This window comes from Actinacidiphila sp. DG2A-62, assembly GCF_035825295.1.
Taxonomy (GTDB): Bacteria; Actinomycetota; Actinomycetes; order Streptomycetales; family Streptomycetaceae; genus Actinacidiphila.
On sequence record NZ_JAYMGI010000002.1, the window covers coordinates 242,318 to 267,084 of the forward strand.

The 24,767-nt window shown below is 72.8% G+C and carries 20 protein-coding genes and 1 pseudogene; 7 read left to right on the top strand and 14 right to left on the bottom strand.

What is annotated here, in order from left to right; translation table 11 throughout:
• Nucleotide 1: 1 nt before the first annotated feature.
• From VSR01_RS01570 to VSR01_RS01585, 4 genes are all read right to left on the bottom strand, one after another.
• Entirely contained in the window at nucleotides 2-1,006 is a 1,005-nt protein-coding gene (locus tag VSR01_RS01570) for an ABC transporter permease (RefSeq protein ID WP_326447487.1), read from the bottom strand.
• On the bottom strand, nucleotides 1,003-1,968 hold the full coding sequence (locus tag VSR01_RS01575) for an ABC transporter permease (RefSeq protein ID WP_326447488.1): 966 nt from the start codon (nucleotides 1,966-1,968) through the stop codon (nucleotides 1,003-1,005). Before VSR01_RS01575 ends, VSR01_RS01570 begins: the two co-directional genes overlap by 4 nt.
• On the bottom strand, nucleotides 1,965-3,659 hold the full coding sequence (locus VSR01_RS01580; RefSeq protein ID WP_326447489.1) for a sugar ABC transporter ATP-binding protein: 1,695 nt from the start codon (nucleotides 3,657-3,659) through the stop codon (nucleotides 1,965-1,967). The genes VSR01_RS01575 and VSR01_RS01580 overlap by 4 nt, the downstream gene beginning before the upstream one ends.
• A 112-nt stretch (nucleotides 3,660-3,771) precedes the next feature.
• Nucleotides 3,772-4,887 carry an ABC transporter substrate-binding protein gene (locus VSR01_RS01585; RefSeq protein WP_326447490.1) on the bottom strand — a complete coding sequence of 372 codons (1,116 nt, stop codon included), beginning with the start codon at nucleotides 4,885-4,887 and terminating at the stop codon, nucleotides 3,772-3,774.
• Nucleotides 4,888-5,480: 593 nt separating this feature from the next.
• On the opposite strand from VSR01_RS01585, the gene VSR01_RS01590 reads away from it, so the two are divergent.
• Nucleotides 5,481-7,727, top strand: a complete 2,247-nt coding sequence (locus VSR01_RS01590) for a glutaminase family protein (RefSeq protein ID WP_326447491.1) — start codon at nucleotides 5,481-5,483, stop codon at nucleotides 7,725-7,727.
• A gap of 182 nt (nucleotides 7,728-7,909) precedes the next feature.
• Here the strand turns inward: VSR01_RS01590 and VSR01_RS01595 are convergent, their stop codons facing one another.
• Nucleotides 7,910-8,926 (bottom strand): LacI family DNA-binding transcriptional regulator, encoded by a 1,017-nt coding sequence (locus VSR01_RS01595; protein WP_326447492.1) that lies wholly within the window; start codon nucleotides 8,924-8,926, stop codon nucleotides 7,910-7,912.
• 504 nt (nucleotides 8,927-9,430) lie between these two features.
• On the opposite strand from VSR01_RS01595, the gene VSR01_RS01600 reads away from it, so the two are divergent.
• Entirely contained in the window at nucleotides 9,431-10,414 is a 984-nt protein-coding gene (locus VSR01_RS01600) for an alpha/beta fold hydrolase (protein WP_326447493.1), read from the top strand.
• 50 nt (nucleotides 10,415-10,464) lie between these two features.
• On the opposite strand, the gene VSR01_RS01605 is transcribed toward VSR01_RS01600, so the two are convergent.
• Nucleotides 10,465-11,724, bottom strand: coding sequence for a Gfo/Idh/MocA family protein (locus VSR01_RS01605; protein ID WP_326447494.1), 1,260 nt, complete (start codon nucleotides 11,722-11,724; stop codon nucleotides 10,465-10,467).
• A gap of 72 nt (nucleotides 11,725-11,796) precedes the next feature.
• Here VSR01_RS01605 and VSR01_RS01610 point away from each other — a divergent pair, with 72 nt between their 5' ends.
• The 5 genes and pseudogenes from VSR01_RS01610 to VSR01_RS37620 all read left to right on the top strand — a co-directional run.
• A complete protein-coding gene (locus VSR01_RS01610; protein ID WP_326447495.1) occupies nucleotides 11,797-12,987 on the top strand; it encodes an ROK family transcriptional regulator in 1,191 nt (396 codons plus the stop codon).
• A 218-nt stretch (nucleotides 12,988-13,205) separates the two neighbouring features.
• On the top strand, nucleotides 13,206-14,486 hold the full coding sequence (locus VSR01_RS01615) for an ABC transporter substrate-binding protein (protein WP_326447496.1): 1,281 nt from the start codon (nucleotides 13,206-13,208) through the stop codon (nucleotides 14,484-14,486).
• Nucleotide 14,487: 1 nt separating this feature from the next.
• Nucleotides 14,488-15,498 carry a carbohydrate ABC transporter permease gene (locus VSR01_RS01620; protein WP_326447497.1) on the top strand — a complete coding sequence of 337 codons (1,011 nt, stop codon included), beginning with the start codon at nucleotides 14,488-14,490 and terminating at the stop codon, nucleotides 15,496-15,498.
• Entirely contained in the window at nucleotides 15,491-16,333 is an 843-nt protein-coding gene (locus VSR01_RS01625; RefSeq protein WP_326447498.1) for a carbohydrate ABC transporter permease, read from the top strand. The genes VSR01_RS01620 and VSR01_RS01625 overlap by 8 nt, the downstream gene beginning before the upstream one ends.
• 220 nt (nucleotides 16,334-16,553) lie before the next feature.
• Nucleotides 16,554-17,216: pseudogene (locus tag VSR01_RS37620) on the top strand (spherulation-specific family 4 protein); the annotation flags it as partial.
• A gap of 269 nt (nucleotides 17,217-17,485) precedes the next feature.
• Here the strand turns inward: VSR01_RS37620 and VSR01_RS01635 are convergent.
• The 8 genes from VSR01_RS01635 to VSR01_RS01670 form a co-directional block, all read right to left on the bottom strand.
• Complete coding sequence (locus VSR01_RS01635) at nucleotides 17,486-17,626, bottom strand: hypothetical protein (RefSeq protein ID WP_326447500.1); 141 nt, start codon at nucleotides 17,624-17,626, stop codon at nucleotides 17,486-17,488.
• Nucleotides 17,627-17,884, bottom strand: coding sequence for a hypothetical protein (locus VSR01_RS01640; RefSeq protein ID WP_326447501.1), 258 nt, complete (start codon nucleotides 17,882-17,884; stop codon nucleotides 17,627-17,629).
• Nucleotides 17,832-19,142 carry an alpha-glucosidase/alpha-galactosidase gene (locus VSR01_RS01645; protein WP_326447502.1) on the bottom strand — a complete coding sequence of 437 codons (1,311 nt, stop codon included), beginning with the start codon at nucleotides 19,140-19,142 and terminating at the stop codon, nucleotides 17,832-17,834. Before VSR01_RS01645 ends, VSR01_RS01640 begins: the two co-directional genes overlap by 53 nt.
• The gene (locus VSR01_RS01650) at nucleotides 19,139-20,197 is read right to left on the bottom strand and encodes a carbohydrate kinase family protein (protein ID WP_326447503.1); all 1,059 of its coding nucleotides are present in this window, start codon (nucleotides 20,195-20,197) and stop codon (nucleotides 19,139-19,141) included. Before VSR01_RS01650 ends, VSR01_RS01645 begins: the two co-directional genes overlap by 4 nt.
• 132 nt (nucleotides 20,198-20,329) lie before the next feature.
• A complete protein-coding gene (locus VSR01_RS01655) occupies nucleotides 20,330-21,214 on the bottom strand; it encodes a carbohydrate ABC transporter permease (protein ID WP_326447504.1) in 885 nt (294 codons plus the stop codon).
• Nucleotides 21,211-22,224, bottom strand: a complete 1,014-nt coding sequence (locus VSR01_RS01660) for a carbohydrate ABC transporter permease (RefSeq protein WP_326447505.1) — start codon at nucleotides 22,222-22,224, stop codon at nucleotides 21,211-21,213. The genes VSR01_RS01655 and VSR01_RS01660 overlap by 4 nt, the downstream gene beginning before the upstream one ends.
• A 9-nt stretch (nucleotides 22,225-22,233) precedes the next feature.
• Complete coding sequence (locus VSR01_RS01665; RefSeq protein WP_326447506.1) at nucleotides 22,234-23,577, bottom strand: ABC transporter substrate-binding protein; 1,344 nt, start codon at nucleotides 23,575-23,577, stop codon at nucleotides 22,234-22,236.
• A 218-nt stretch (nucleotides 23,578-23,795) separates the two neighbouring features.
• Nucleotides 23,796-24,683 (bottom strand): endo alpha-1,4 polygalactosaminidase, encoded by an 888-nt coding sequence (locus VSR01_RS01670; protein ID WP_326447507.1) that lies wholly within the window; start codon nucleotides 24,681-24,683, stop codon nucleotides 23,796-23,798.
• Nucleotides 24,684-24,767 lie beyond the last annotated feature (84 nt).

The window sequence follows — 24,767 nt, forward strand, 5'->3', positions numbered from 1 at the left end:
GTCATTCCAGTTGCTGCTTGCGGCTGAGCAGGGTCTGCAGCAGGACGACCACGGCGAGGAAGCCGCCGTTGACGGTGTCGGTGAAGGCCGAGCCGTACTGCGAGAAGTAGTGGTCGATCAGGTTGTGGATCACCGCGAGCAGCAGGACGCCGGCCGCGGTGCCGCCGATGGACCCGCTGCCGCCGGTGAGCAGGGTGCCGCCGATGACCACCGCGGCGATGGCGGTCAGCTCGTAGCCGACGCCGATGGTGGTCACGCCGGAGCCGAGCCGGGCGCCGCCGAGCGCGCCCGCGGCGGCGGCCAGCGTGCCGGACAGCAGGTAGACCAGCACCTTGGCGCGGGCCACCGGCAGGCCCAGCAGGGTGGCAGCGTTCTCGTTGCCGCCCATCGCGGTCAGCGTGTGGCCGAAGCCGGTGCGGGTGAGCAGCACCGCGCCGAGCACGAACAGCGCGGCGGTGATCAGCACCGGCGTCCACACGCCGGAGCCGAGGTGGCGGAAGGCGGAGTGCTGCGGCACCAGGTAGGTGGTGGCGCCCTCGTCGGTGACGGCCTGCAGCAGTCCGCGCAGGCCCAGCAGTCCGACGAGGGTGACGATGAACGGCGCCATGCCTGCCTTGGCGACCAGCAGTCCCTGCACCGTTCCCCAGGCGGCGCCGACCGCCAGCGGCAGCAGGATCGCCAGCCAGGTGCCGTGGGTGGACCCGTAGGCGCCGAGCACTCCGCCGAGCGCGTACATCGAGCCGACCGACAGGTCGATGCCGCCGGTGATGATGACGAAGGTCATGCCGAGCGCGAGCAGCCACACGAAGGCGTTGTTGCCCAGGATGCTGCTGATGTTGGACCAGGTCGGGAAGGTGGAGGAGGTGGCCGAGGCGATGGCCGCCACCAGGACCAGGACGGCCAGCGCGCCGCGGCGCTGCACCTGGGAGGCGAGCCGCTCGCCGAGCGTGGCGCGCGGGGCGCGGGCCTTCGCGGTGGCGGGCGGCGGCAGCACGGCGGAGGTCATCGGGTACCACGCTCCTGGGAGGCGTAGACGGCGAACGCGATGATCGCCGCCTCCACGATCTGGGTGTACGAGGTGTGCACGTTGTGCTGGGTGAGCACCGCGGTGATCAGCTGCATGAACAGGGCGCCCGCGACGGTGCCGAGCACCCGGACCCGGCCGCCGCTGAGCGGGGTGCCGCCGACGACCACCGCGGTGATCGCGTTCAGCTCCATGTTCAGGCCCTGGTTGGCGGGGTCGGCCTCGGCGCCGTGCCCGACGATGAGCACGCCGGCCAGCGCCGACAGCACGCCGGAGATCACGTAGACGGTGATCAGCACCCGGCGGACCGGCAGTCCGGACAGCCGGCTGGCCTGGCGGTTGTCGCCGATCGCGACGAGTTGCCGGCCGAAGGTGGTGCGCCGCACCAGCAGCCCGGTGAGCAGGGCGCAGATGCCGGCGATCCAGGCCATCTCGGGGATGCCGAGGACCTTGTCGGAGCCGAGGCCGAGGATCGCGGACTCGGTGACGGGCTTGGCCGAGTTGCCGTTGATGATCTCGGCCAGGCCCCGGGCGCCGATCATCAGCGACAGGGTCGCGACGATCGGCTGGATGCGGGCGAAGGCGACCATCGCGCCGCCGATCGCGCCGGAGACCGCGCCCAGGGCCAGCGCCGCGAGCAGCGCGGGGAGCAGTCCGTAGCCGAGGTAGAGCGGCACCACCGAGGCGGCGAGCGCGATGACCGCGCCCACCGACAGGTCGATGCCCTCGGTGCCGATCACCAGCGCCATGCCGAGCGCGACCAGCAGGGTCGGCGCGACCTGGAAGAGCTGGACGCGGATGTTGCTCATCTGCACGAACGAGGTGTCCAGGCCGACCGCGACGACGAAGAGCACGACCAGCGCGCCGTAGACGCCGTACTCCTGGAGCAGGGACCGCAGCCGCGCGCGGTCGAGCGCGGGACCGGACCAGGTGAGGGAGGTCATCGCTGCTGCTTCTCCTTGACGGGCGCGGAGGTCTCGGCCTCGCTCGCTTCTTCGGTTGCGGGGGCGGCGGCTCCGGCCGCCCCAGCGGCTTCGGCCGCTTCTGCCGCTTCGGCTGCTTCGGCCGCCTCCTCCTCGGTCGCGTCGGGCGACAGCGGCGGCGCGGTGGCGAGCGCGGCCAGCAGCCCCTCCTCGCTGACCTCCTCGCCGTCCAGGTTCCCCACCACGTGGCCGTCCTTGAGGATCACCACGCGGTCCGAGCCCTCGATCAGCTCCTCCAGGTCGGAGGAGATGAGCAGCACGCCCAGGCCGTCGCCGGCGAGTTCGTCGATGATCGCCTGCACCTCGGCCTTGGCGCCGACGTCGATGCCGCGGGTCGGCTCGTCCAGCAGCAGCACCTTGGGGTTCAGGCACATCCAGCGGGCGAGCAGCACCTTCTGCTGGTTGCCGCCGGACAGGTCGCTGACCTTCTGGTCCGGGCCCGAGGCCTTGATCCGCAGCCGCTCCATGAAGAAGCGGACGATCTCGTCCTGCTTGGCCTGCGAGACCAGCCCGCCGCGGGAGAGCCGGGGCAGCGCGGCGAGCGAGATGTTCTCGCGCACCGAGAGGTTGGGGATGATGCCCTCGGCCTTGCGGTCCTCGGCGAGCATCACCACGCCGGCCCGGATCGCGGCCGCGGGGCTGCGCCGCTGCATCGGCTTGCCCTCGACCTCGACGGTCCCGGACTCGGTGCCCAGCGCGCCGACGATCGCCTTGGCGGTCTCGCTGCGGCCGGCGCCCAGTAGCCCGCCGAGGCCGACGACCTCGCCCGGGCGGATGTCGAGGGAGACGTCGTGCAGCCGGTGGCGGACCGTCAGGCCGGTGGCGGAGAGCACCGGGCGCTCCGCGCCGGCCTCGTGCCGGTCGGAGTCGAAGGCGGTGGTGCCCTTGTCGCGGACCGCGGACATCTCCCGGCCGAGCATCAGCGAGATCAGCTTCAGCCGCTCCAGCCCGGCCATGTCGCCGGTGTGCACGACGGCTCCGTCGCGCATGACGGTGACCCGGTCGCAGATCGCGTACAGCTCGTCCAGCCGGTGGCTGACGTAGACCACCGCGATGCCCTGCTCCTTCAGCCGGCGGATCACCGAGAAGAGGGTTTCGACCTCGCGGGGCTCCAGGGACGACGTGGGCTCGTCCATGATCACCACGCGGGCGTCCACCTGCACCGCCCGCGCCAGCGCCACCATCTGCTGGGCGCCCAGGCCCAGCGTGCGCAGCGGCAGGGTGACGTCGACGTCCACGCCGTAGCGACCGAGGATCTCGGTGGCCTCGCGGTTCATCCGGCGGACGTCGACCAGGCCGAACCTGCGCGGCTCGCGGCCGAGGAAGAGGTTGCGGGCCACCGACATCAGCGGCACCAGGTTGACTTCCTGGTAGATGGTGGAGATCCCGGCCGCCTGGGCCTCCAGCGGGTTGCGGAAGTCGCGCTCGCGCCCGTCGAGCACCACCCGCCCCCGGTCCGGGCGGTAGACGCCGGTGACCACCTTGATCAGGGTGGACTTGCCCGCGCCGTTCTCGCCGATCAGCGCGTGCACCTCGGCGGGCCGCAGGGCGAAGTCCACGTCGCGCAGCGCGTGCACGCCCGCGAAGCTCTTGTGCACCCCCGACACCTCCAGCACGGAGTCGCCGCGGGGTTCGAGGTCCTGCTGGACCACGTCTGCCTCCTCGTACGGGGCTGCCGGCAGACAGCCCTGAGCGCCGGGTCCGGGCCGGAGGGCGCTCGAAGTCTCCTCCGGCCCGGCCGCATCGTCCGGCGCGTCGGTCAGGTCAGTAGACGAGACCCTGCGACAGGGCCTGCTTGGCGTTGTCCGTGGTGAAGTGGCCGTCCTTGATGATCACCTTGTCCTGCACGCCGGAGGCGCCGTAGAAGTTCTGCAGCGACTGGAAGGCGAGCGGACCGAACCGCGGGTTGGTCTCGATGTCGGCGACCGCCAGGCCCGAGGCGACGTTCTGCACCATCTGCTGGATGCCGTCGATGGAGACGATCTTGACGTCCTTGCCGGGGGTCTTGCAGGCCGAGCGGATCGCCTGGATCGCGCCGAGCGCCATCTCGTCGTTCTCCGCGTAGACCGCGTTGATGTCCGAGTGCGCCTGGAGCAGCTGCTCCATCACCTTCTGGCCGTCGGTCTGGGCGAAGTTGCCGGTCTGCGAGGCGACGATCTTGATGTTCGGGTACTTCGCCTTGACCTGGTCCTGGAAGCCCTTGGTCCGGTCGGTGGTGACGTTGTTGCCGGGCGTGCCGGTGAGGATGGCGACGTGGGCGTTGCCGCCGGTCGCGGTGTTCAGGTCGTCCGCGGCGATCTGCGCCTGGCCGTAGAAGTCCGAGCCGATGAAGGCGACGAAGTCGGTGCAGGCGGTGCCGGTGACGGTGCGGTCGATGGTGAGCACCGGGATCTTCTTGGCCTTGGCCTGGGCCAGCGCCGGGCCGAGGCCGTCGGAGTTCTCCGGCGCCACGATCAGGACCTTCGCGCCCTGCGCGATCATGTCCTGGATCTGCGAGTTCTGCGCGTTGACGTCCGCGTTGGCGTTGCGCTCGATGAGCTTGACGCCCAGTCGCTTGGCCTCGTTCTCGATGCTCTTGGTCTCGGTGGCGCGGAACGGGTTGCTGGTCGACTCCGACTGCGAGAACCCGACGACGGTCTTGCCGTCGGTGATGTCGAGCTTCGGCACGCCCCCGGCGTATCTCTGGTACGTGCACCCGGGGCCCGCCGCGCTGTCGGTGGGCGTGGCCACCTGCTGGGCGGCGGCGGAGTTGTCCGACGCGCTGCTGGACGGCGAACCGGAGGAGTCGTTGCCGGAGTTGGTGCAGGCGACGGCGGACAGGCAGAGGCCGGCGGTCATCATCGCGGCTGCTACAACCTTGGCGCGTGGGATGGCGTTCATTGCGCCGATCACATCCTCAGAAGGCGGTGAGGGGGACAGGTGAGGGTGCGCGGAGCAGTCGCTGAACCCGCGCGGTTTCCAACGTTGTAGAGACCCTGCGGCACGCGCCAGGACCTGTCAAGCGTCCGCGCAAGGATTTCTGTGCCGCCCGGGAAACCCGCCGGCCGCGGGGAGTTGGGCCCGGCGCCTCGCGCGGCGGGGAGATCCACAGGTGAGTGCCGTTCCGACCGGCCCACGAGCATCCCCTCAAGAGTCAACAGCAGGTAAGGACACGGAAGGAGGCGCTCAGGGGCTGGACAACGCCGCGGGGGGCGTGCTGTCATTCCGGTGCTTTCCAACGTTGGTACTTGCGGGACGACGAGAGCCGCCGCGGCCTCCGCCAGGAGCCGCGCTCGACGCCCGCCCCGCCATCGGCATCGCCTTTGCCACCGCCTTCCTTCAGCAGCTCCCCGATCGCGAGCCCCGGGCCACGCGCGGCCGCCTCGTCGCGTCCGGACCCTCACCGCCACCGCCCGGGCGGAGATCACACATGCCCGACGACGCCGCCGCCGGCTCCGGCCGACGGCCGGCGTGAGGTTCAGGAGGTCTTCGTCATGTCCGAATCCGTCAACTCGCCCGCCGCCCCCGGCGACGGCGGCGAGCCCCGCAGCGACGCCGGCGGCGTGAGCCGCCGCGGGCTGCTCGCCAGGTCCGGTGCGGTGGGCCTGGGCGCGGCCGGGGTGGCCCTGCTGCCCGGCGCCGTCACCGGCGCGCAGGCCGCGCCCGCCACCGCGCCCGGGCTCGCGGCGGGTTCCGCCCCGTCCGCCGCGGCGGGCCACGCGCCCGCGCTGCCGGTCTTCGACCCGCTGCGTCCCCCGGCGGTGCCGCTCGCGGTGCGCTCGCCGTATCTGAGCACCTGGTTGGCGGCCGACCTGCCGGCCGGCCACTGGCCGAGCTTCTGGACCGGCCGCACCACCGCCATGACCGGCATCGCCCGGATCGACGGCACCGACTACCTCTTCCTCGGCGCGCCCAACATCCCGAACCACCCGCTGCCGCGCGGCCTGGTGCAGCGCTCGCTGACGCTGACCGCGACCCGCTCGCGCTACGTCCTGGAGGGCGGCGGCGCGCGGCTGACCCTGACCTTCCTGTCGCCGGTGGAACCCGGCGACCTGCGCCGCCAGTCGATCCCGATGTCGTACATCACCGCCGAGGTGAGCAGCACCGACGGCAAGGCGCACGACGTCAGCCTGTACTTCGACATCTCCGGCGAGTGGGCGCACGGCAACTCCGGCACGAAGATCCGCTGGGCGCAGGAGCAGGTGCCCGGAACGGCCGGAGGCCCTGACCTGACATCGTTGTCCTTCACGCCGGACAGCCCGCAGGTGCTCAGCGAGAACGGCGACACCGCCTCATGGGGCACGGTGGTGTTCAGCGCGGCGAACCAGTCGGGGCTGACCTGGCAGATCGGCGCCGACACCGACGTGCGCGCCGCCGCGGTCAACAACGGCAAGCTGGCCGACACCGTGGACTCCGCGCAGCCGCGCGCGATCAACGACCGCTGGCCGGTCTTCGCCTTCCACGTCGACCTCGGCAGTGTGCACAACTCCACGCGCACCGCGACGCTGTCCGTCGGCCACGTCCGCGAGCCGGCGGTCAGCTATCTCGGCCAGCAGCTGCCGCCGCTGTGGAAGTCGTACTGGTCCAGCTGGCAGCAGATGGCCGCCTTCTTCCACTCCGACACGCGCGCGGCGGCCGCCCGCACCTCGGCGCTGGACCGCGCGATCCAGCGGGACGCGACCGCGGCCGGCGGGGCGAAGTACGCCGCGCTGTGCGCGCTGGCGCTGCGGCAGGCGTACGGCGCCACCGAGCTGGTCAGCCGGGGCGGGAAGCCGTGGGCGTTCCTGAAGGAGATCTCCTCCGACGGCAACGTCTCCTCGGTGGACGTCACCTACCCGACGATCCCGGTCTTCCTCTACACCGACCCCGCCTACCTGCGGCTGCTGCTCGAACCGCTGCTGGACTACGCCGAGAACGGCGGCTGGCCCAAGGAGTTCGCCGAGCACGACCTGGGCTCCAGCTACCCCAACGCCTCGGGCCACAACGACGGCAACGAGGAGGACATGCCGGTCGAGGAGTCGGCCAACATGATCCTGATGGTGGCGGCCTACCTGGCGCGCGCCGACAAGTCCACCGCGAAGGCCTTCGCCGCCGACCACTACGCGATCCTCAAGCAGTGGGCGGACTACCTGGTGGCCAACGCCCTCGACCCGGGCTACCAGAACCAGACCGACGACTTCACCGGCTTCATCGCGCACAGCGCCAATCTCGCGCTCAAGGGCATCCTCGGCATCGGCGCGATGGCGCAGGTGGCGACCGCGGCGGGCAACGCCACCGACGCGACCCGCTACCGCGCGACCGCCCGCGACTATGCCGGGCAGTGGGTCACCAAGGCGCAGGACACCACGCCCGACCACCTCAAGCTGGCCTACGACCAGCCGGGCACGTGGAGCCTGAAGTACAACGGCTACCCGGACGCGCTGCTCGGGCTCGGGCTGGTGCCCGCGGCCGTGGCCAAGGAGGAGGCCGACTGGTACCTGACGCAGGTCAACCAGTACGGCGCGCCGCTCGACCCCCGCCACTCGTACACCAAGGGCGACTGGGAGATGTGGACCGCGGCGTGGCTGCGCGGCCACCCGATCAGCCAGGTGCTGATCGACACGCTGTACGACTTCGCGACGGCGACGCCGACCCGGGTGCCGTTCTCCGACTGGTACGACACGGTCTCCGGGACGCAGTCCGGCTTCCAGGCGCGGCCGGTGGTCGGCGGGATCTTCGCGCTGCTGAGCCTGCGCGAGTAGCTTGCGCGGACCCGCGACGCGGGCGCCCGGGGCCGGGAGACCGGCGCCGGGCGCTCGGTGCGTGGGCGCGGCGGGCGCGGGGTGCGGGGGCAGGGCGGGCGCGGGGTGCGGGGGCGCGGGGTGCGGAGGCGCAACGGGCGCGGGGTGCGGTGGCGAGGTCGGGCGCGGCGCGGTCCGGGCGCTCAGGCGTCCTGCGCGGCCGTCGACTCGCGGGCGATGAGGGTGTAACCGGGCTGGATGCGCTCGGGGTTGACGTCCTGGGCTCCGGTCAGCCGGGCCACCACGCGCTCCACCGCGAGCCGCGCGATGGCCTGCTTGTCCGGGGAGACCGTGGTCAGCGCGATGGTGGAGAAGCGGCCCTCCTCCACGTCGTCGAAGCCGACCACCGACACGTCCTGCGGCACCCGCAGTCCGCGCTCGACCAGGGCGCGCATCGCGCCGAGCGCCATCAGGTCGTTGTACGCGAACACCGCGTCGGGGCGCTCCCCGCGGTCCAGCAGCGCGTTCATCGCCGCGGCGCCGTCCCAGCGGCCGTAGCCGTCGGTGGCCGCGACCAGCGACTCGTCGCAGGGCAGTCCGGCCGAGACCAGCTCCTCGCGCCAGCCGCGCAGCCGCAGGTGGGCGGGGCGGCGGGCCATCTCCCTGCGGGCGCCGATGAAGGCGACGCGGCGGCGGCCGAGTCCGGTCAGGTGGCGCACCGCGGTGCGGGCCGCGGCCACGTTGTCGATGGCGATCTGGTCGTAGGGCGCTTCGTACTCGCGCTCGCCGAGCAGCACCAGCGGCGCGTCGTCGCGGCGGCCGAGGAGGTCGGAGGTCTCCAGCTCGATCGGGCTGAGGATCAGGCCGTCGATGACATGGGCCCGGAAGCCCTGCGTGACCAGGACCTCCTTCTCCCGCTGGCCCGCGGTGTGGTCGAGCAGCACGGTGTAGTCGTGCCGGGCGGCCGCGTCGATGACCGCGCCGGCCAGCTCGGCGAAATAGGGGTTGCCCAGTTCCGGCACCGCGAGCGCGATGATGCCGGTGCGGCCCTTGCGCAGGTGCCGGGCGGTCAGGTTGGGCCGGTATCCCAGCTCGTCGATGGCCCGCTGGACGCGCTCGCGCATCCCGGGCGTGACGTGGGGATAGTTGTTGACCACGTTGGACACGGTCTTGACGGACACGCCGGCCAGCTGCGCGACGTCTTTGAGGCTGGCGCCCACGGAGTTCCTTCCCGCCGACCGGGTCCCGGGTGTGCGGGTGGAGGCACCGCCCGCACACCCGAGTATGTGTTTTACAACGTTATATAGCGCCATCCGGCCGCCGCAAGTCTCCGGCGGCGGCTTCTGCGCTCGACTGACACGTACACGACGAGCGGCAGACAGGGGCGATCCGGCCACCCGTGTTGAGCCACCGGCTCCCGCCCGTTGCCGCCGTGCGGATCTTTCCCGCAACGGCCGAGGCCCGATTTTATAACGTTGAACGCACCCCTCCCGCTGGCAGCACTCCCCCGGCCGCCCCGGTGCGGGCGGACCGCTCCCGCGCCGGCGGACCGCGGCGGCAAGCCGTTCGACGACTCTACGGCCGGCCGGGGGGCGTTTTGCCGGAACGGCAAGCGGGGTCGGCGCGTGTCGCGCGTCCGGCGCATGATCGGCCCCGTCACCGCCGTGCGCCGCGGGCGCGAGGACGCGCCGGCCGGCGGAGGACGACACCCCCCGAGGAGAGCCATGCCCGAGCGAGCCGGAACGCACCCCACCCACCGCCTGGTACCCGGACCCGCCGGACGCGTCCACCTGATCGAGCAGGGGTCAGGACCGCTGGTGCTGCTCGTGCACGGCTTCCCCGAGTCGTGGTACTCCTGGCGCCGCCAACTGCCGGCGCTGGCCGCCGCGGGGTACCGCGCGGCGGCGATCGACGTACGCGGGTACGGCCGCTCGTCCAGGCCGGACGACCCGGCCGCCTACCGGATGACCGAGCTGGTCGAGGACAACGCGGCCGTCGTGCACGCGCTCGGCGAGGAGCGCGCGGTGGTCGTCGGGCACGACTGGGGGGCCGCGATCGCGGCGAACTCGGCGCTGCTGCGGCCGGAGGTCTTCCGCGCGGTGGGGATGCTCAGCGTCCCCTACACCCCGCGCGGCGGCCCGCGGCCCGGCGAGGTGTTCGCCGCGATGGGCGGCGAGGAGGAGTTCTACGTCTCCTACTTCCAGCGGCCGGGCCGCGCCGAGGCCGAGATCGAGCCGGACGTGCGGGGCTGGCTGGCCGGTTTCTACGCCGCGCTGTCCGCCGACACCATGCCCGGTGCGGGTGCGCCCGACCCGCACTTCGTCGCCCGCGGCGGGACGCTGCGCGAGCGCTTCCCCGCGGGCGCGCTCCCGGCCTGGCTGAGCGCCGGGGAACTCGACTTCTACGCCGGGGAGTTCGAGCGGACCGGACTGACCGGGGCGCTGAACCGCTACCGGGCCATGGACCGGGACTGGCAGGACCTGGCGGCACTGGACGGCGCGCCGATCCCCCAGCCCTCGCTGTTCGCCGGCGGGAGTCTGGACGCGTCCACCGCGTGGCTGTCCGAGGCGATCGCCGCCTTCCCGGCCACGCTGCCCGGCCTGACCTCCTCGACCGTCCTGGAGGGCTGCGGCCACTGGATCCAGCAGGAGCGCCCCGAGGAGGTCAACCGGCTGCTCACCCAGTGGCTGGCGAAGCTCCCGGGATGAGCCCCCGGCGGCTTCGCCGGCCGCTCCCCCGCACCGGACCGGGGCCGCTCCTAGACCGGCTCCGGGAGCGCGACCACCGTGCCGGTGGTCCTCGCCTCCTCCGCGGCCCAGACCACGCGGTGGCTGGCCAGGCTCGCCGCCGCGTCGGACTTCAGGATGCCGCGGTCCCCGCCGGCGACCGCCGCCAGGAACGCGTCCATGAGCGCCTCGTCGCCGCCCCCGTGGCCGTCGGCCGCCGAGGCGCCCGCGGTGGTGCGGGTGTCGACGAGGCCCTCCTCGCCGGTGCGGAAGTCGACCGTCCTGATGGTCACGCCGTCCCCGTCCAGGTAGCCGTGGGTGCCCAGCAGCCGGGTCCTGCGGTGCTCCTGCGGGGTGAAGGCGCTCATGGTGAACGAGCAGGTGGCGCCGTCGTCGAACTCCATCGAGACCACCTGGTGGTCGACCACGTCGTTGTCGCAGGCGTAGACGCAGCGGCCGTACGGACCGGTGCGCAGCGCTTCGAGCACACCGGCCTCGGTGTGGTCCTCGGTGACCGCCGACAGCGGCCAGAAGCGGCTCTCCGGGTCGTCCAGGCAGCCCAGGTACAGGCGCTTGGCCGAGTACGGGCAGGTGCTCTCGATCGGGCAGTCGGTGCAGCGCGCGGCGGCGCCGGCCGGCGCGGCCTCGGCGCGGAAGTGGGTCAGGCTGCCGAAGGAGCTGACCCGGCGCGGCGCCCGGCCGAAGAGGTAGACCAGCCAGTCGATGTCGTGGCAGGACTTGGTGAGCAGCATCGGCGCGGAGGTGTCGGAGCGGCGCCAGTTGCCGCGGACGAAGGAGTGCGCCTGGTGCCACCAGCCGACCGGCTCCAGGTGCTGGACGCTGACCAGCCGGCCGATCACGCCCTCGTCCAGCATCCGCTTGAGCTCTCGCGTGTACGGCGTGTAGCGCAGCACGTGGCAGACCGCGAGCATGATCTTGTTCCGCTCGGCGGCCTCGGCGATCTCCTCCGACTCCGCCTCGGTCGCGGCCATCGGCTTCTCCAGGAGTACGTGGTAGCCGAGGTCCGCGAGCGCGACGGCCGGGCCGGTGTGCTGGCGGTCCTGGGTGGCCACGATCGCCGCGTCGGCGACCTTCCCGGCCGCCGCCAGCTGCGACCAGTCGGCGTACACCCGGTCCGGCGGCACCGCGAACTCCTCGGCCGCGGCGGCGCGCCGCACCGGGTCGGGCTCGGCCAGCGCCACCACCTGCCCGGCGCCGGAGACCTGCGCGTGACGTGCGTATGACCGACCGCGCAGCCCGGCTCCGACGAGAGCTAGAGTCACCCGAGACATGGGGTCCTTTCCCGTACTTACGAAGGAGTCCCTCATTATTAGGCGCGTGGTGACCGATCTCAAGGGGGCGTCGTGACCGAGACTCCGAGCGGCGGCGACCTGTCCCGGCTGCGGCGGCTCAACTCGCTCGCGGTGATCGGGGCGTTGCGCACCGGGCCCGCGCTGACGCTGACCGAGCTGGCCCGGCGGACCGGGCTGTCCCGGGCGTCCACCGAGGACGTGGTGCGCGAACTGCTGGAGCGCGGCTGGCTGGCCGAGGTCGCGGCGGCGGCCGGCACGGTGGGCAGGCCGGCGCGGCGGTTCCGGTTCCGCGCGGACGCCGGCCGGGTGCTGGGCGTGGACATCGGCGGGCACAAGATCCTCGCGCTGGTGGCGGACCTGGACGGCACGGTGCTGCACAGCGCCCGGGTCGCCGTCGCGCCCGCGATGGGCCGCGGCGACCGGCTGGCGGCGCTGGACCGCGCGGTGGCCGACGCGCTGGCGGGCGCCGGGCTCGCCGCCGACGCGGTGTGGGCGGCGGGCGCGGCCACCACCGGGCTGGTGGACGGCGGCGGCCGGGTGATGCTGTCCGAGGCGCTGCCGGAGTGGACCGGCGTGGACGTGCGGGCGCACCTGCGCCGGCTGGTGGGCGGACCGGTGCTGGTGGAGAACGACAGCAAGCTGGCCGCGCTCGCCGAGTCCTGGTGCGGGGCGGCGCGGTACGCCAAGGACGTGGTGGTGATCCTGGCCGGGCTGCGCACCGGCGCCGGGCTGATCATCGACGGCAAGCTGCACCGGGGCTTCGGCAACGCGGCCGGCGAGATCGGCGCGCTGCCCGCGTCAGGGTGGATCAGGGCGCAGGAGCACCTGCGGGCGTGGCCGCCGGAGCAGCCGCGGGCGGCGGCGGGGCGGCGCGCGGCCGACCAGGAGGCCGCGGCCGAGGCGGTGTTCGAGGCGGCCCGGGCGGGCGACCGCAAGGCGGCGGCGGTGGTGCGCCGCTACGTGCGGGACGTGGCGGTCGGCACCGCGGCGCTGGTGCTCACGCTCGACCCCGAACTCGTGGTGATCGGCGGCGGGTTCTCGCGTTCGGCGGACCTGATCGCGGAGCCGCTGCGGCGCGAGCTGGACCGCTGGTGCATCCGTACGCCGGAGGTGCGCGTCTCGGAGTTCGGCGACGAGGGGGTGGCGCTGGGCGCGCTGCGGCTGGCCCTGGACCACGTGGACGCGGAGTTGCGCGAGCGCCCGGAGCTGGGCGGCCCCGAGGACTTCGCGCGCCGCGGCTGAGGGCGCTCCGGCCGGTCCGCGTCCGGTCCCGGGCCGGTCCCGGGCCGGTTCGAGGCCGTGGCGGGGAGCGGCGGGAGCGGGCGGGCGCGGCGCCGGGAGGATTTCGTAACCCGCCAGGTCTTGACTTAATTCCCCTGGACTCCATGATTAATGCCACTTGACGACTCCGGCTGACGGTCCGCCGCCGGGGCGCGTGCGAACCCTCGGGAGGGGCCGGTATGCGGAAGAAGTCTGCGTGGTGGTGTGCGGTGGCGGTGGGAGCGGTGCTGACCGCCTCGGCCTGTTCGTCGGGCGGGAGCGGCTCGGACGCGAGCGGGTCCGGCGGGTCCGGCGGCAAGGTGACGCTGTCGTACGGCGTCTGGGACGCGACCCAGAAGACGGCGATGGAGCGGCTGGCCGCCGAGTTCGGCCGGACCCACCCGAACATCTCGGTGAAGGTCGAGCTGACCCCGTGGGCGGACTACTGGACCAAGCTCAAGGCCGCCGCCACCGGCGGCTCGGCGCCCGACGTGTTCTGGATGAACGGCCCCAACTTCCAGCTCTACGCGTCCAACGGCGTGATCCGCCCGCTGGACGACGGCATCGCCAGGGACAAGGTGGACCTCACCGCCTATCCCAAGCAGTTGGTGGACCTGTACACCTACCAGGGCAAGCACTACGGGCTGCCCAAGGACATGGACACCGTCGGCGTCTGGTACAACAAGACGCTCTTCGACGCGGCCAAGGTCCCGTACCCGAAGGCGGGCTGGACCTGGAGCGACTTCCAGGACGCGGCCGCGCGGCTGACCGACGCGAGCAAGGGCCAGTACGGCACCGACGCGGAGCTGACCAGCTTCCAGGAGTACCAGTACGACACCATCGCCCAGGCCGGCGGCTACGTGATCTCGCCGGACGGCAAGAAGTCGGGCTACGCGGACCCCAAGACCATCCAGGGCCTGCGCTTCTGGACCGACCTGATCGCCAAGAAGCAGTCGCCTGACCTGAAGACGATGACCGACACCGCGCCGCTGCAGCTGTTCGAGGCCGGCAAGATCGCGATGTACTGGGGCGGTTCCTGGGACGCCTCGGAGTTCGGCGGCAACAGCTACACCAAGGACCGGGTCGACGTCGCGCCGTTGCCCAAGGGAGAGAAGCAGGCGACGATCATCCACGGTCTGGCCAACGTGGTGTCGTCCCGGACCAAGCACGCCGACCAGGCGTGGCAGTTCGTGGACTTCCTCGGCTCCCGTCAGGCCGCCGAGATCCTCGCCAAGAGCGGCGCGATGCCGGCGTACAACGGCACCCAGAGCGCCTGGATCGCCGCGCATCCGCAGTTCCACCTGCAGACCTTCCTCGACGAGGTGCCGTACAGCGTGCCGTACCCGGTCTCGAAGAACACCGCCGCCTGGAACGAGGCCGAGCTGACCTACCTCACCAAGGCGTGGAACGGCCAGGAGCCGCTGGACAGGGCCGCGAAGGACCTGGCCGCGGCGATGGACGACCTGCTCGCCAAGGAGTGACATGACCCTCACGTCCACCCCGGGCGACGCGCGCGCCGGGGAGTCCCCGGCGGCCGCCGCCCGGCCGCGGACCGGGCTGCTGCGAGGGCGGCTGCCGGGCCGCCCCCGGCGGTGGCGCCGCGAGCGCGTCGCCGAGGCGCTGTGGGGCTACGCCTTCATCGCCCCGACCGGCCTGGGCCTGGCCGTCTTCTATCTGTGGCCGGTGATCCAGACCGCGTACTTCTCCTTCACCCAATGGGGCGCCTTCGGCGGCCACACGTGGAGCGGCCTGGACAACTACCACCGGATGGTCCACGACAGCGAGTTCGGCCGCGCGCTGGTCAACACCCTGGCGTACACCGGGCTCGGGCTGCTGTCGATCCCGCTGGCGATCGTCTTCGCGGCGCTGCTGAACCGGCCGGGGCTGCGCGGACTCGGCGTCTACCGCACCCTGTTCTTCCTGCCGGTGGTGACCATGCCGGTCGCCGTCGGCATGGTGTGGCGCTGGCTCTACAACGGCGACTACGGGCTGGTCAACTACCTGCTCTCGCTGGTCGGCGTGGACGGCCCGAACTGGATCGCCGACCCGCGGGTGGCGCTGTACGCGCTGGTCGCGGTGGGCGTGTGGAGCAGCATCGGCTACAACCTGGTGATCTTCCTGGCCGGCATGCAGGCGATCCCGAAGGAGTACTACGAGGCCGCGGAGATCGACGGCGCGGGCCCGTTGCGGCAGTTCGTGTCGGTGACGCTGCCGCTGTTGTCCCCGACCGCGTTCTTCGTCTCGGTGATCTCGGTGATCGGCTCGCTGCAACTGTTCGACCTGGTCTACGTGATGGCGGGCTCCGGCGCCGCGGCGCGCTCCAACCCGGCCTTCCCGCGCCTGGAGACGGTGGTCCAGCTGTTCTACGACCGGGCCTTCGTCACCAACGACCGCGGCTACGCGGCGGCGATCGTGATGGTCCTGCTGCTGATCATCATCGCGCTGACCGCCCTCCAGTTCCGGCTGCAGAAGAGGTGGGTGCACTATGGCTGACGTCCGCGGAGCCGGCCGTCCGAGGCAGCAGCGCCATCTCGCGGTGCACACCGTGCTGATCGCGGCGTCGCTGGCGATGGTCGCGCCGTTCGTCTGGCAGTTCGTCACCTCGCTGAAATCGCTGAGCGACGCCACCCATGTGCCGCCCTCGCCGCTGCCCGGCGGGCACTGGGACAACTACGGCAAGGTCTTCGACCTGCTGCCGTTCGGCCGGCAGTTCCTCAACACCCTGCTGATGTCGCTGGCCCGCACCCTGGGCCAGGTGATCCTGTGCCCGATGGCGGCCTACGCCTTCGCCCGGCTGCGCTTCCCCGGCCGGGGGCTGCTCTTCGGCCTGTTCCTGTCGGTGCTGATGGTGCCGCCGCAGCTGTTCATCATCCCGCAGTACCAGATCATGTCCGACCTGGGCTGGCTGAACAGCCTCCAGGCGCTGATCCTGCCGGGCATGTTCAGCGCGTTCGGCGTCTTCCTGCTGCGGCAGTCGTTCCTGGCGCTGCCCAGGGAGCTGGAGGAGGCGGCGCGCATCGACGGCGCCGGGCCGTGGCGGATCTACTGGTCGGTGATGCTGCCGCTGGTGCGCCCCGGGCTCGTCGCCCTCTCGGTGCTCGCGCTGCTGTGGTCGTGGAACGACCTGTTCTGGCCGCTGGTGGTGAACACCGACCCGGACAAGATGACGCTCTCGGCCGGACTCGCCTCCCTGCAGGGCCAGTTCCAGACCGACTACCCCGTGCTGATGGCCGGCTCGCTGCTCGCCTCGCTGCCCGTCATCGCCGTCTTCGTCTTCCTGCAACGGCAGTTCGTGCAGGGAATCGCGCACACCGGGGTCAAGGGCTGAGGCACGGCCCGGCATCCCCTCGCGCGAGGTGCACCTCCCCCGCTCGTGCAACCCCCCACCGTCGAGAGGAAACCAGGTGTTCTCCATCCGATCGATCCTGCGCACGCGCCCGCGACGCGGCGCCGCGGCCCTCACGGCCGCGGCCGCCGCGCTCGCGCTCGCCGCGTCCGGCGCGCTGTCGGGCCAGGCGAGTGCGGCGGCCGGCGTGCAGCATCTGGCCGTGCCCGCCTACTTCAACCCCTCGGACGCCGCGGGCAGCGGCTTCTGGACCCAGATCGACCAGGCCGGCTCCCGGGTCGGCATCGCGGTCGCCAACCCCTCCAACGGCCCCGGGACCGCCGCCGACAGCGGCTACGCATCCGCCGTGCGCAACGCGTCCGCGGCCGGCGCGAAGGTGCTCGGCTACGTCGACACCGGCTACTTCGGCACCACCGGCCGCACCACCCGCGACGGGCGGACCAGCGTCGCCGCGTGGACCGCGCAGATCGACGCCGACGTGGCGAACTGGTACGCCTGGTACGGCTCCTCGGGCCTGGCCGGCATCTTCTTCGACGACGCGCTGGGCGACTGCGGCTCGGGCGACGCGCACGTGAACCTCTACACCGGCATCAACTCCACCACCAAGCAGGCCCATCCGGGCGCCTTCACCGTGGACAACCCCGGCTCGCCGGCCGAGTCGTGCTACGCCGCGGCGGCCGACGTCCTGGTGATGTTCGAGAACACCTACAGCGTCTACTCGACCTGGACGGCCCCCGACTGGGAGCTGAACTACGGCAACCCCGACAAGTTCTGGCACCTGGTCTACGACACGCCCACGCAGTCCGACATGGACAACGCGGTCGCCCTGAGCAAGCAGCGCGACGCCGGCTACCTCTACGTCACCCCCGACGACCTGCCGAACCCGTGGGACACCCTGCCCACCGGCGCCTACTGGTCGGACGAGCTGGCCGAGGCGGGCGCGACCGGCTCCGGCGGCTCCGGCGGGACCACCGGCGGCGGGGGCACGACCTGCGCCACCGCCCCCGGCTCGGGCGCCATCACCGCCTACTCCGCGTGCGCCTCCTCGGGCACCGCGGTCTTCAAGGCGACCTTCAACAGCTCCGAGAGCTTCCACCACGTCTTCCTCGACACCGACGGCGACACCGCGACCGGCTACCAGCTCCCGGCGCCGTCCGCGTCGCCGCTGGGCGCCGACTGGATGATCGAGAACGGCGCGCTGTACCGCAGCACCTCCACCGGCTGGGCGTGGACCGCGTCCGCCACCGCGCCGACCACCACGATCAGCGGCTCCACCTACACCTGGTCGCTGCCGCTGAGCGCGCTCGGCTCGCCGGCCGCGGCGCGGGTGGAGTTCAACGCCGGCACCGCGTACACGCCGGTGGTCTCCCTGACCGCCGGCGAGGGCGCCCCGCTCGCGGGTGCGCGCTCCGCGTGCGGCGGGGGCTCCCGGCCCGGGACGGCGTGTCCCGGGCCGGGAGCCCCCGCGTCCGTGCCGCCGTCAGCTGCCCAGCTCGGCGCGCAGGCCGGGCTGGAGCAGGTCGGCGTGGGCACGGACCATCTCGTCGCACAGCTCCCAGATCCGCTCCACCGGCAGCGCGGCGGCGGTGGCCGGGTCGGCCATCAGGGCCTGCCGGATGCGCCGCGGGTCGTCCTCGATGGCGGCCCGGACCACCAGGTCGTTCATGCTCAGGTAGTTGCGGTTGAGCGCAGCGCACTGCGGCGGGAGGGCGCCGACCGCGGTCGGCTGCACGCCCGAGGCGTCGACCAGGCACGGCACCTCGACCGTCCCGCCGGCCGGGAGGTTCTCGATCAGGCCGCGGTTGGGCACGTTGCCGTAGATCGTGCGGGGCGTGCCGGTGACGACGCTGTGCACGACCTGCGGCGCGTACTCCATGGTGCCGGCCACCGGCAGCGGGGTCCCGGACGCGAGCGCGTCGCGGGTCTTCTCGTACTGCGCCACGTTGTCGTCGACGATGTCGAGGTACGCGCCGATGGGCAGCCGCAGCCGCTCGACCTCCTCGGCGTGGCCGAGGTACCAGGGCACGTACTCCGAGCTGTGCTCGCTGGTCTCGGTCGGGTAGTGGCCGAGCCTGCGGTACATGTCGACGCGGACCCGGCGGCGCAGCTGGGGGTCCTGCTCGATCAGCGCGTCGAGCCGGGGGTAGAGGCTGCGGCCCTCGTGCTCGAAGCGCAGCACCCACGCCTGGTGGTTGACGCCGGCGGCGAGGTAGTTGACCTCCTCGTAGGGGACGCCCACCAGCTCGCTGAGGTCGCGCATCGTCCAGTACACCGAGTGGCACAGGCCGACCACCCGGGTCAGCCCGGTGGCCTGGGTGAGGTACTGCACGTTCATCGCCATCGGGTTGGTGTAGTTCAGCAGCCAGGCGTCCGAGCACACCTCGGCGATGTCCTCGGCCAGCGACTTCAGCAGCGGGAAGGTGCGCAGCGCGCGGAAGACGCCGCCGACGCCGAGGGTGTCGCCGATGGTCTGCCGGACGCCGTAGCGGGCCGGGATCTCGAAGTCGGTGCGGGTGGCCTCGCGCATCCCGACCTGCACGATGTTGATCACGAAGTCCGCGCCCTCCAGGGCGGCCCTGCGGTCGGCGTGCGCGGTGACGGTGGGGGCGGCCCCCAGGTGGTCGGCGATGTGGCGGGCCGCACCCTCCGCGGTGGCCAGCCGCTCCGCGTCGATGTCGTGCAGGGCGATGTGCACGCCCCGCAGCTCGTCGAAGGCGAACAGGTCGGCCAGCAGCCCCTGCGTGAAGACGACGCTGCCGGCGCCGATGAACGCGATCTTCGTGGTGGTCATGACTGGCTCTTCTCCTGCTTCCGGTGGTTCAGGTGGATCTGGTGGTTCCGGTGGTCGCCGCCCCGGTCGGAAGGGTCGGCGGGACCGGCGCCGGCCGCGTCGCGGTCGCCGCGGCGGGCCGGTGCGGTGCGGGCGGCGGCGACCGCCTCGTCCCAGGTGGGCTGCGCCCCGGTGCCGCCGAACGCCCGGGTGGACAGCGCGCCGCAGGCCGCCGCGAGCGCGAGCGCCTGTTTCATGGGCAGTCCCGCGAGCAGCGCGGCGATCATGCCGGCGTCGAAGCTGTCGCCCGCGCCGACGGTGTCGCGCGGCTCGACCGGGACCGCGGGGGTGCGCGTCGGGGCGCGCCCGTCGTGGGCGAGCGCCCCCTCGGCCCCGTCCTTGACCACCACCAGCGGTCCCCGCGCGGCCAGGTGCTCCGCCGCGGCCTCCAGGTCGTCGAGGCCGGACAGCGCCCGGGCCTCCTGCGCGTTGGGCAGCAGCACGTCGGTGACCGGCAGCACGGCGGCGAGCCCGGCCGGGTCCCAGGCGTCGGCCGGGTCGTCGTTGGTGTCCAGCGAGGTGGTCGCGCCGTGCCGGCGGGCCGCGGCGAACAGCCGCGGCAGCGCGGCGGCGAGGCCCGGCATCAAGAAGTAGGAGGCGGCGTGCACGTGCCGGCACCGGGCGAGCAGGTCCTCGGGCACGTCCTCGCCGGTGGTGGCCGCGAGGGTGCCCGCGGCGGTGAGGATGGCGCGGTCGCCGTCGCGGTTGATGACCGCGGTCAGCGGTGAGGGCAGGTCGGGGTCGGTGCGCAGCGCGCCGGTGTCCACGCCGCGGGACTCCAGTGCGCCGCGGACGTACGCGCCGGTGTCGTCGTCGCCGATCCGCCCGGCGAACGCGACCTTCAGGCCCAGCCGGGCGGCCCCGCACGCCACGATGGCGGCGGACCCGCCGAGGGTGAGCAGGCCGGTCGGCACGAGCTGTTCGCGCTGCCCGAAGGCGAGCGGGCCGGGCAGCGGGCCGAGGACGACGTCGGGATTGGCGTCGCCGACGACCAGCAGGTCGAAGGTGTGCGGCATGGCGTGGTCTTCCGTGTGTGGGCGGCGGGCGATGGCCCGGCGGGCGCGGGGTTCGACGGACGCGGACGGAGCACGGGTGCGCGGGTGCGAGCGCGACGGGGTGCGCGCGACGGGTGCGCGGGGCAGGTCCGGTCAGCCCTTGAGGCCGCTGGAGGTGATCGACTGGATGAAGGACTTCTGGGCGGCGAGGAACGCCAGCAGCACCGGCAGCACGGTGATCACGTTGCCCGCCATCACCGCCGACCACTTGGTGTGGTGCATGCCCTGGAAGGTGGTCAGGCCCAGCTGGAGCGTGTAGTGCGTGTCGTGGTTGATCGCGATCAGCGGCCAGGTCAGGTCGTTCCAGGTGGTCAGGAAGGTCAGCACGGCGACCGTGCTCAGCGCCGGCCGGGACAGCGGCAGCACCACCGACCACAGCACCCGCAGCCGCGAGCAGCCGTCGATCCAGGCGGCCTCCTCCAGCTCCCGGGGCAGCGACAGGAAGAACTGCCGCAGCAGGAACACCGCGAACGGCGTGACCAGCGACGGCACGATCAGCGCGCCGAGGGTGTCGATGAGGCCGAGCTTCTTCATCACCAGGAACGTCGGGATCATCGTCAGCTGGAACGGGATCGCCATCGTGGCGAGCATCGTCACCAGCAGCAGCCGCGATCCGGCGAACCGCATCCGGGCGAAGGCGTAGCCGCCGAGCGCGCCGAAGACGAGGTTGGAGACGACGGTGGCGACCGAGACGATCAGCGAGTTGGCGAACCAGCGCGGGAACATCGCGTTGCCCAGCACGTAGCGGTAGCCGCCGAGGTCGATGTGCGAGGGCCACAGGGCCGGCGGGAAGCGGTTGATCTGCGCGTCGCTCATCACCGAGCTGAGCAGCAGCCACACCAGCGGCAGCGCGAAGAGCAGCGCGAGCGGCGCCAGCGCCAGGTGCCAGGGGCTGAACGGCAGCCGCCGGCGGCGCGGGGCGCCGGCGGGCGTGCCGGTGTCGGGTACGGGCCGCGGGGGCGCCGAGGCTGCGGTCATCGCGCTGCTCCTTCCGGGCCGGCGGGTCCGCGGCGGCGCAGCGCCCGGGTGCCGGCCGCGATCGCGAAGAGGACCACCGCGAGGACGTACGCGGCGGCGGCCCCGTATCCGGCGGTGAAGTTCTGGAACGCCTGCTGCCAGATGAAGTAGACGATCACCGTGGTGGAGCCGAGCGGGCCGCCCTTGGTGGTGACGTAGACCAGGTCGAAGACCTGGAGCGACTCGATCAGCTGCCAGATGACCAGGAAGACGTTGACCGGGGCGAGGGTCGGCAGCACCACGTGGCGCAGCAGGTGGAAGCGGCCGGCGCCGTCGAGCTTGGCGGCCTCGATGAGCGAGGGCGGCACGTCCTGGAGCGCAGCGAGGTAGACCACCAGGCAGAAGCCGGTGCCGCTCCACAGCGAGATCGCCACCAGCACGTACAGCGCCTGGCCGGGGTCGGTGAGGAACCCCTGCGCGGGGATGCCGAGCTTGTGCAGCAGGGAGTTGGCCGCGCCGAACTGCGGGTCGAGGATGAAGGAGAAGAGCACGCCCTGCGCGGTGGCCGAGATCACGAACGGCACGAAGATGAGCGTGCGGTAGAGCCCGACCAGCCGGATCCGCCGGTTCAGCGCGAGGGCCAGCGCCAGGCCGAGGATCATGCTCAGCGGCACGTACATGGCGGTGTACTTCAGGGTGTTGCCGACCGCCTGGCTGAAGTGCGGGTCCTTGCGCAGCGCGCGGTAGTTGTCCAGCCCGACCCAGCGGCTGGGGGTGACCAGGTCGTCGGCCTGGAAGGACAGCAGCAGCGACCACACGACGGGCAGGATCGACAGACCGATGATCACCGCGACCGAGGGGGCGACGAAGGCCCAGGCGGTGGCGGACTCCGAGCGGCGCCGGCGGCGCAAGGTGCGGCGCGGGTCGCCGGTCCTCGCCGGTCCGGGGCCGGGGCCGTCGTCGCCGTTCGCGGCGGCGGCCCGGTCCTCGCGCTGGTGCGGGAGGGTGAGCGGGGTGGGTAGGCGCGGCATGGGTCCTCCTCAGCGCGGGATGAGCAGTGCGGCGTCGGCCTGGCGGGCGCAGTCGTGCAGGGCCTGCGCGGGGGTGCGGCGGCCGAGCAGCACGCCGGTGACGGCCTGGCCGAGCGCTTCGGAGATCTGCGGGTAGGCGGCGTGGTTGGGGCGGACCCGTGCGGTGTCCAGCGCGGTGGTGAACACCGAGAGCCCGGGGGTCTGTTCGCTCTTGCGGGTCCACTGCGGCAGTGCCTGGGTGGCCTTGCTCAGCGGCAGGCTGCCGGCCTGCACGTCCCAGCGGACGTCCTGGGCGGGCTGCATCAGCCAGGTCAGGAAGGTCCGGGTGGCGGCGACGCGGGCCTCGCCGTTGTCGAACGCGGTCCAGGTGTCGGGGCCGGAGATGGTGATCGGCCGGCCGCTGTAGCTGGGCAGCGGCGCGACGTGGTAGTCGACCTTGGCCTGGACGATGTCGGGCAGCTGCCAGGGCCCGGTGGGCACCATACCCATCCGGCCGGACAGGAACACCTGGTACATCTGCTCGCTGCCGGGCTTGGGGTCGATGTAGACGCTGCGGTCCATGGCGAGCGCCGCCACCGTCTCCAGGGCCTTGACGCCGGTGTCCTCGAATCCGATGTGCTTGCCGTCGTCGGAGACGACGTCGCCGCCGAGGTCCCAGATCATCGGCCACAGCCGCCACACGGTGTCCTCGTCGCCGGCGCCGGGCCAGCCGGTGCCGAAGACGGTGCCGTGGGGGTCGGTGAGCGCTCGCGCCGTGTCGATGAAGTCCTGCCAGGTCCAGCCCGGTCCGGGCAGGTCGAGGCCCTTGGCGGCGAAGAGCTTCTTGTTGCACACCACGGCGAGGGAGTCCAGCAGCGCGGGCGTGGCGCGGACCTTGCCGTTGACGGTGACCGCGTCGCGGGCCGGCTTCCAGAAGCGGTCCCAGGCGGTGGGCCCGGTGCGCACGGTGTCGGTCATGTCGACGACCTTGGGGCTGCGGGCGATGCTCGCCAGGTCGGAGCCGAAGATGTACGCGATGTCGGGGTAGGAGCCGGAGGCGAGCGCCGCGGTGATCTTCTGCAGCATCGCGTCGGACAGGACGCCGCCGCCGGTGTCGACGCGGATGTCAGGGTGGGTGCGGTGGAAGTCCGCGACGAGCGCCTCGATGGCCGCCCGGCCGGTGTCGGTCTGGCCGTGCCACATCTCGATGGTGACGGGCCCGCCTGCGCCGCCCCCGCCGCCGTCGCCGCCGCACGCCGCGAGCAGGGGCGCCGCCGCGGCGGCCGTGGCGCCCGCCGCGCCGGCCCGCAGCACGGTACGGCGTGAGGTCCCGCCGCGTGGGCGGGGGCGTGGGCGGGCGGAGCGATGCTGCATGGGATCACCACCGGGGCGACGTGCGGATGGGATGGGCCCGGTCCGGTGCGGCGGCGGCCGGCGTGCGGGCGCACGCCGCACCGGACGGGGGTGACGGTGCCTTCCCGGCGCGCCCGGACAAGGGCGCGTCGCGGAACGTCAGGAGGCGTCGGACGCCGGGGCGTCGCGGTGCCGCGGCGTCGGGACGCCGTCGTGCCGGTGGGGGGATAAACGGCGGCTCAGCATGTCTGCCGGACGTACCCGGAGCTGCCGGCGGGCGACACGTCCAGGTCCCGGCGGACGATGCTCAGTTGGCTGCCCCAGCCGGAGCAGGCCTTGCTGAGGCCCTTGGCCGTGTACTCGATGACGATCACGTGGTTGCCGAAGGCGTCGGTGTAGTCGCCGCACTCGTCGTACGTGCCGCACTCCTCGGCGACGGCGAAGTCCAGGCCGGTCGCGCCGCGGTCGCCGGCCAGCTCGGAGGTGTTCTTCTGGGCGATCGCCAGCCCCTTGGCGTGCGCGTGCGCCGACAGCAGGGTGATGTACGACTCCGCCTCGCCGGAGGTCAGCAGCTTCTTGGAGCGGCTGTAGCTGTCGTAGTTGTCGGGCTCGACGGCCTGGTAGCCCTTGGCCGCGCACTGGTCGATCCAGGTGTCGACCTTGTCGGCGATCCGGGTGCGCTTGTCCGCGGTGCGGGTGTCGAGCAGGGCCTCGCCCCAGTCCTCGTCGTAGACCACCTTGCCGCTGCTGTCGCGCAGCAGCAGGTCGGAGTCCCAGCTGCTCTCGGCGCCCGGCTGCGCCTGGAAGGCGTTGATGTAGCAGATGTTGTACAGGCCCGCGGCCGGCGGGTCGTCGTGGTCCCGGCTGACCACCCGCACGCCGGCCGGCGGGGTGTAGGCGCCGCCGATCTGGTAGTCGAAGTTCGCGTGCGCGGGCGGGAGCGTGACGGAGGCGGCCCCGGCGGCCGGCGCGGCCGCGCGCGGCGCGGCGGTCGAGGGGGAGGCGTCGGCGCCGGCGGACGCGGCGCCCGCACGGTCGATCGTGATGAGCGGTACGGCGATCACGGCGGCCGCGAGGGCGGCCAGGGCGCTGATACGGCGAGCGGAACGAACGCGGTTGCGCATCATCGAGCTCCTGTGAGGGGAGGGTACGTCCCCGCCTCGGACCCGACGAGCGGTCCTGGCGACTTTGTCCGGGCTTGCGGCGCGAGG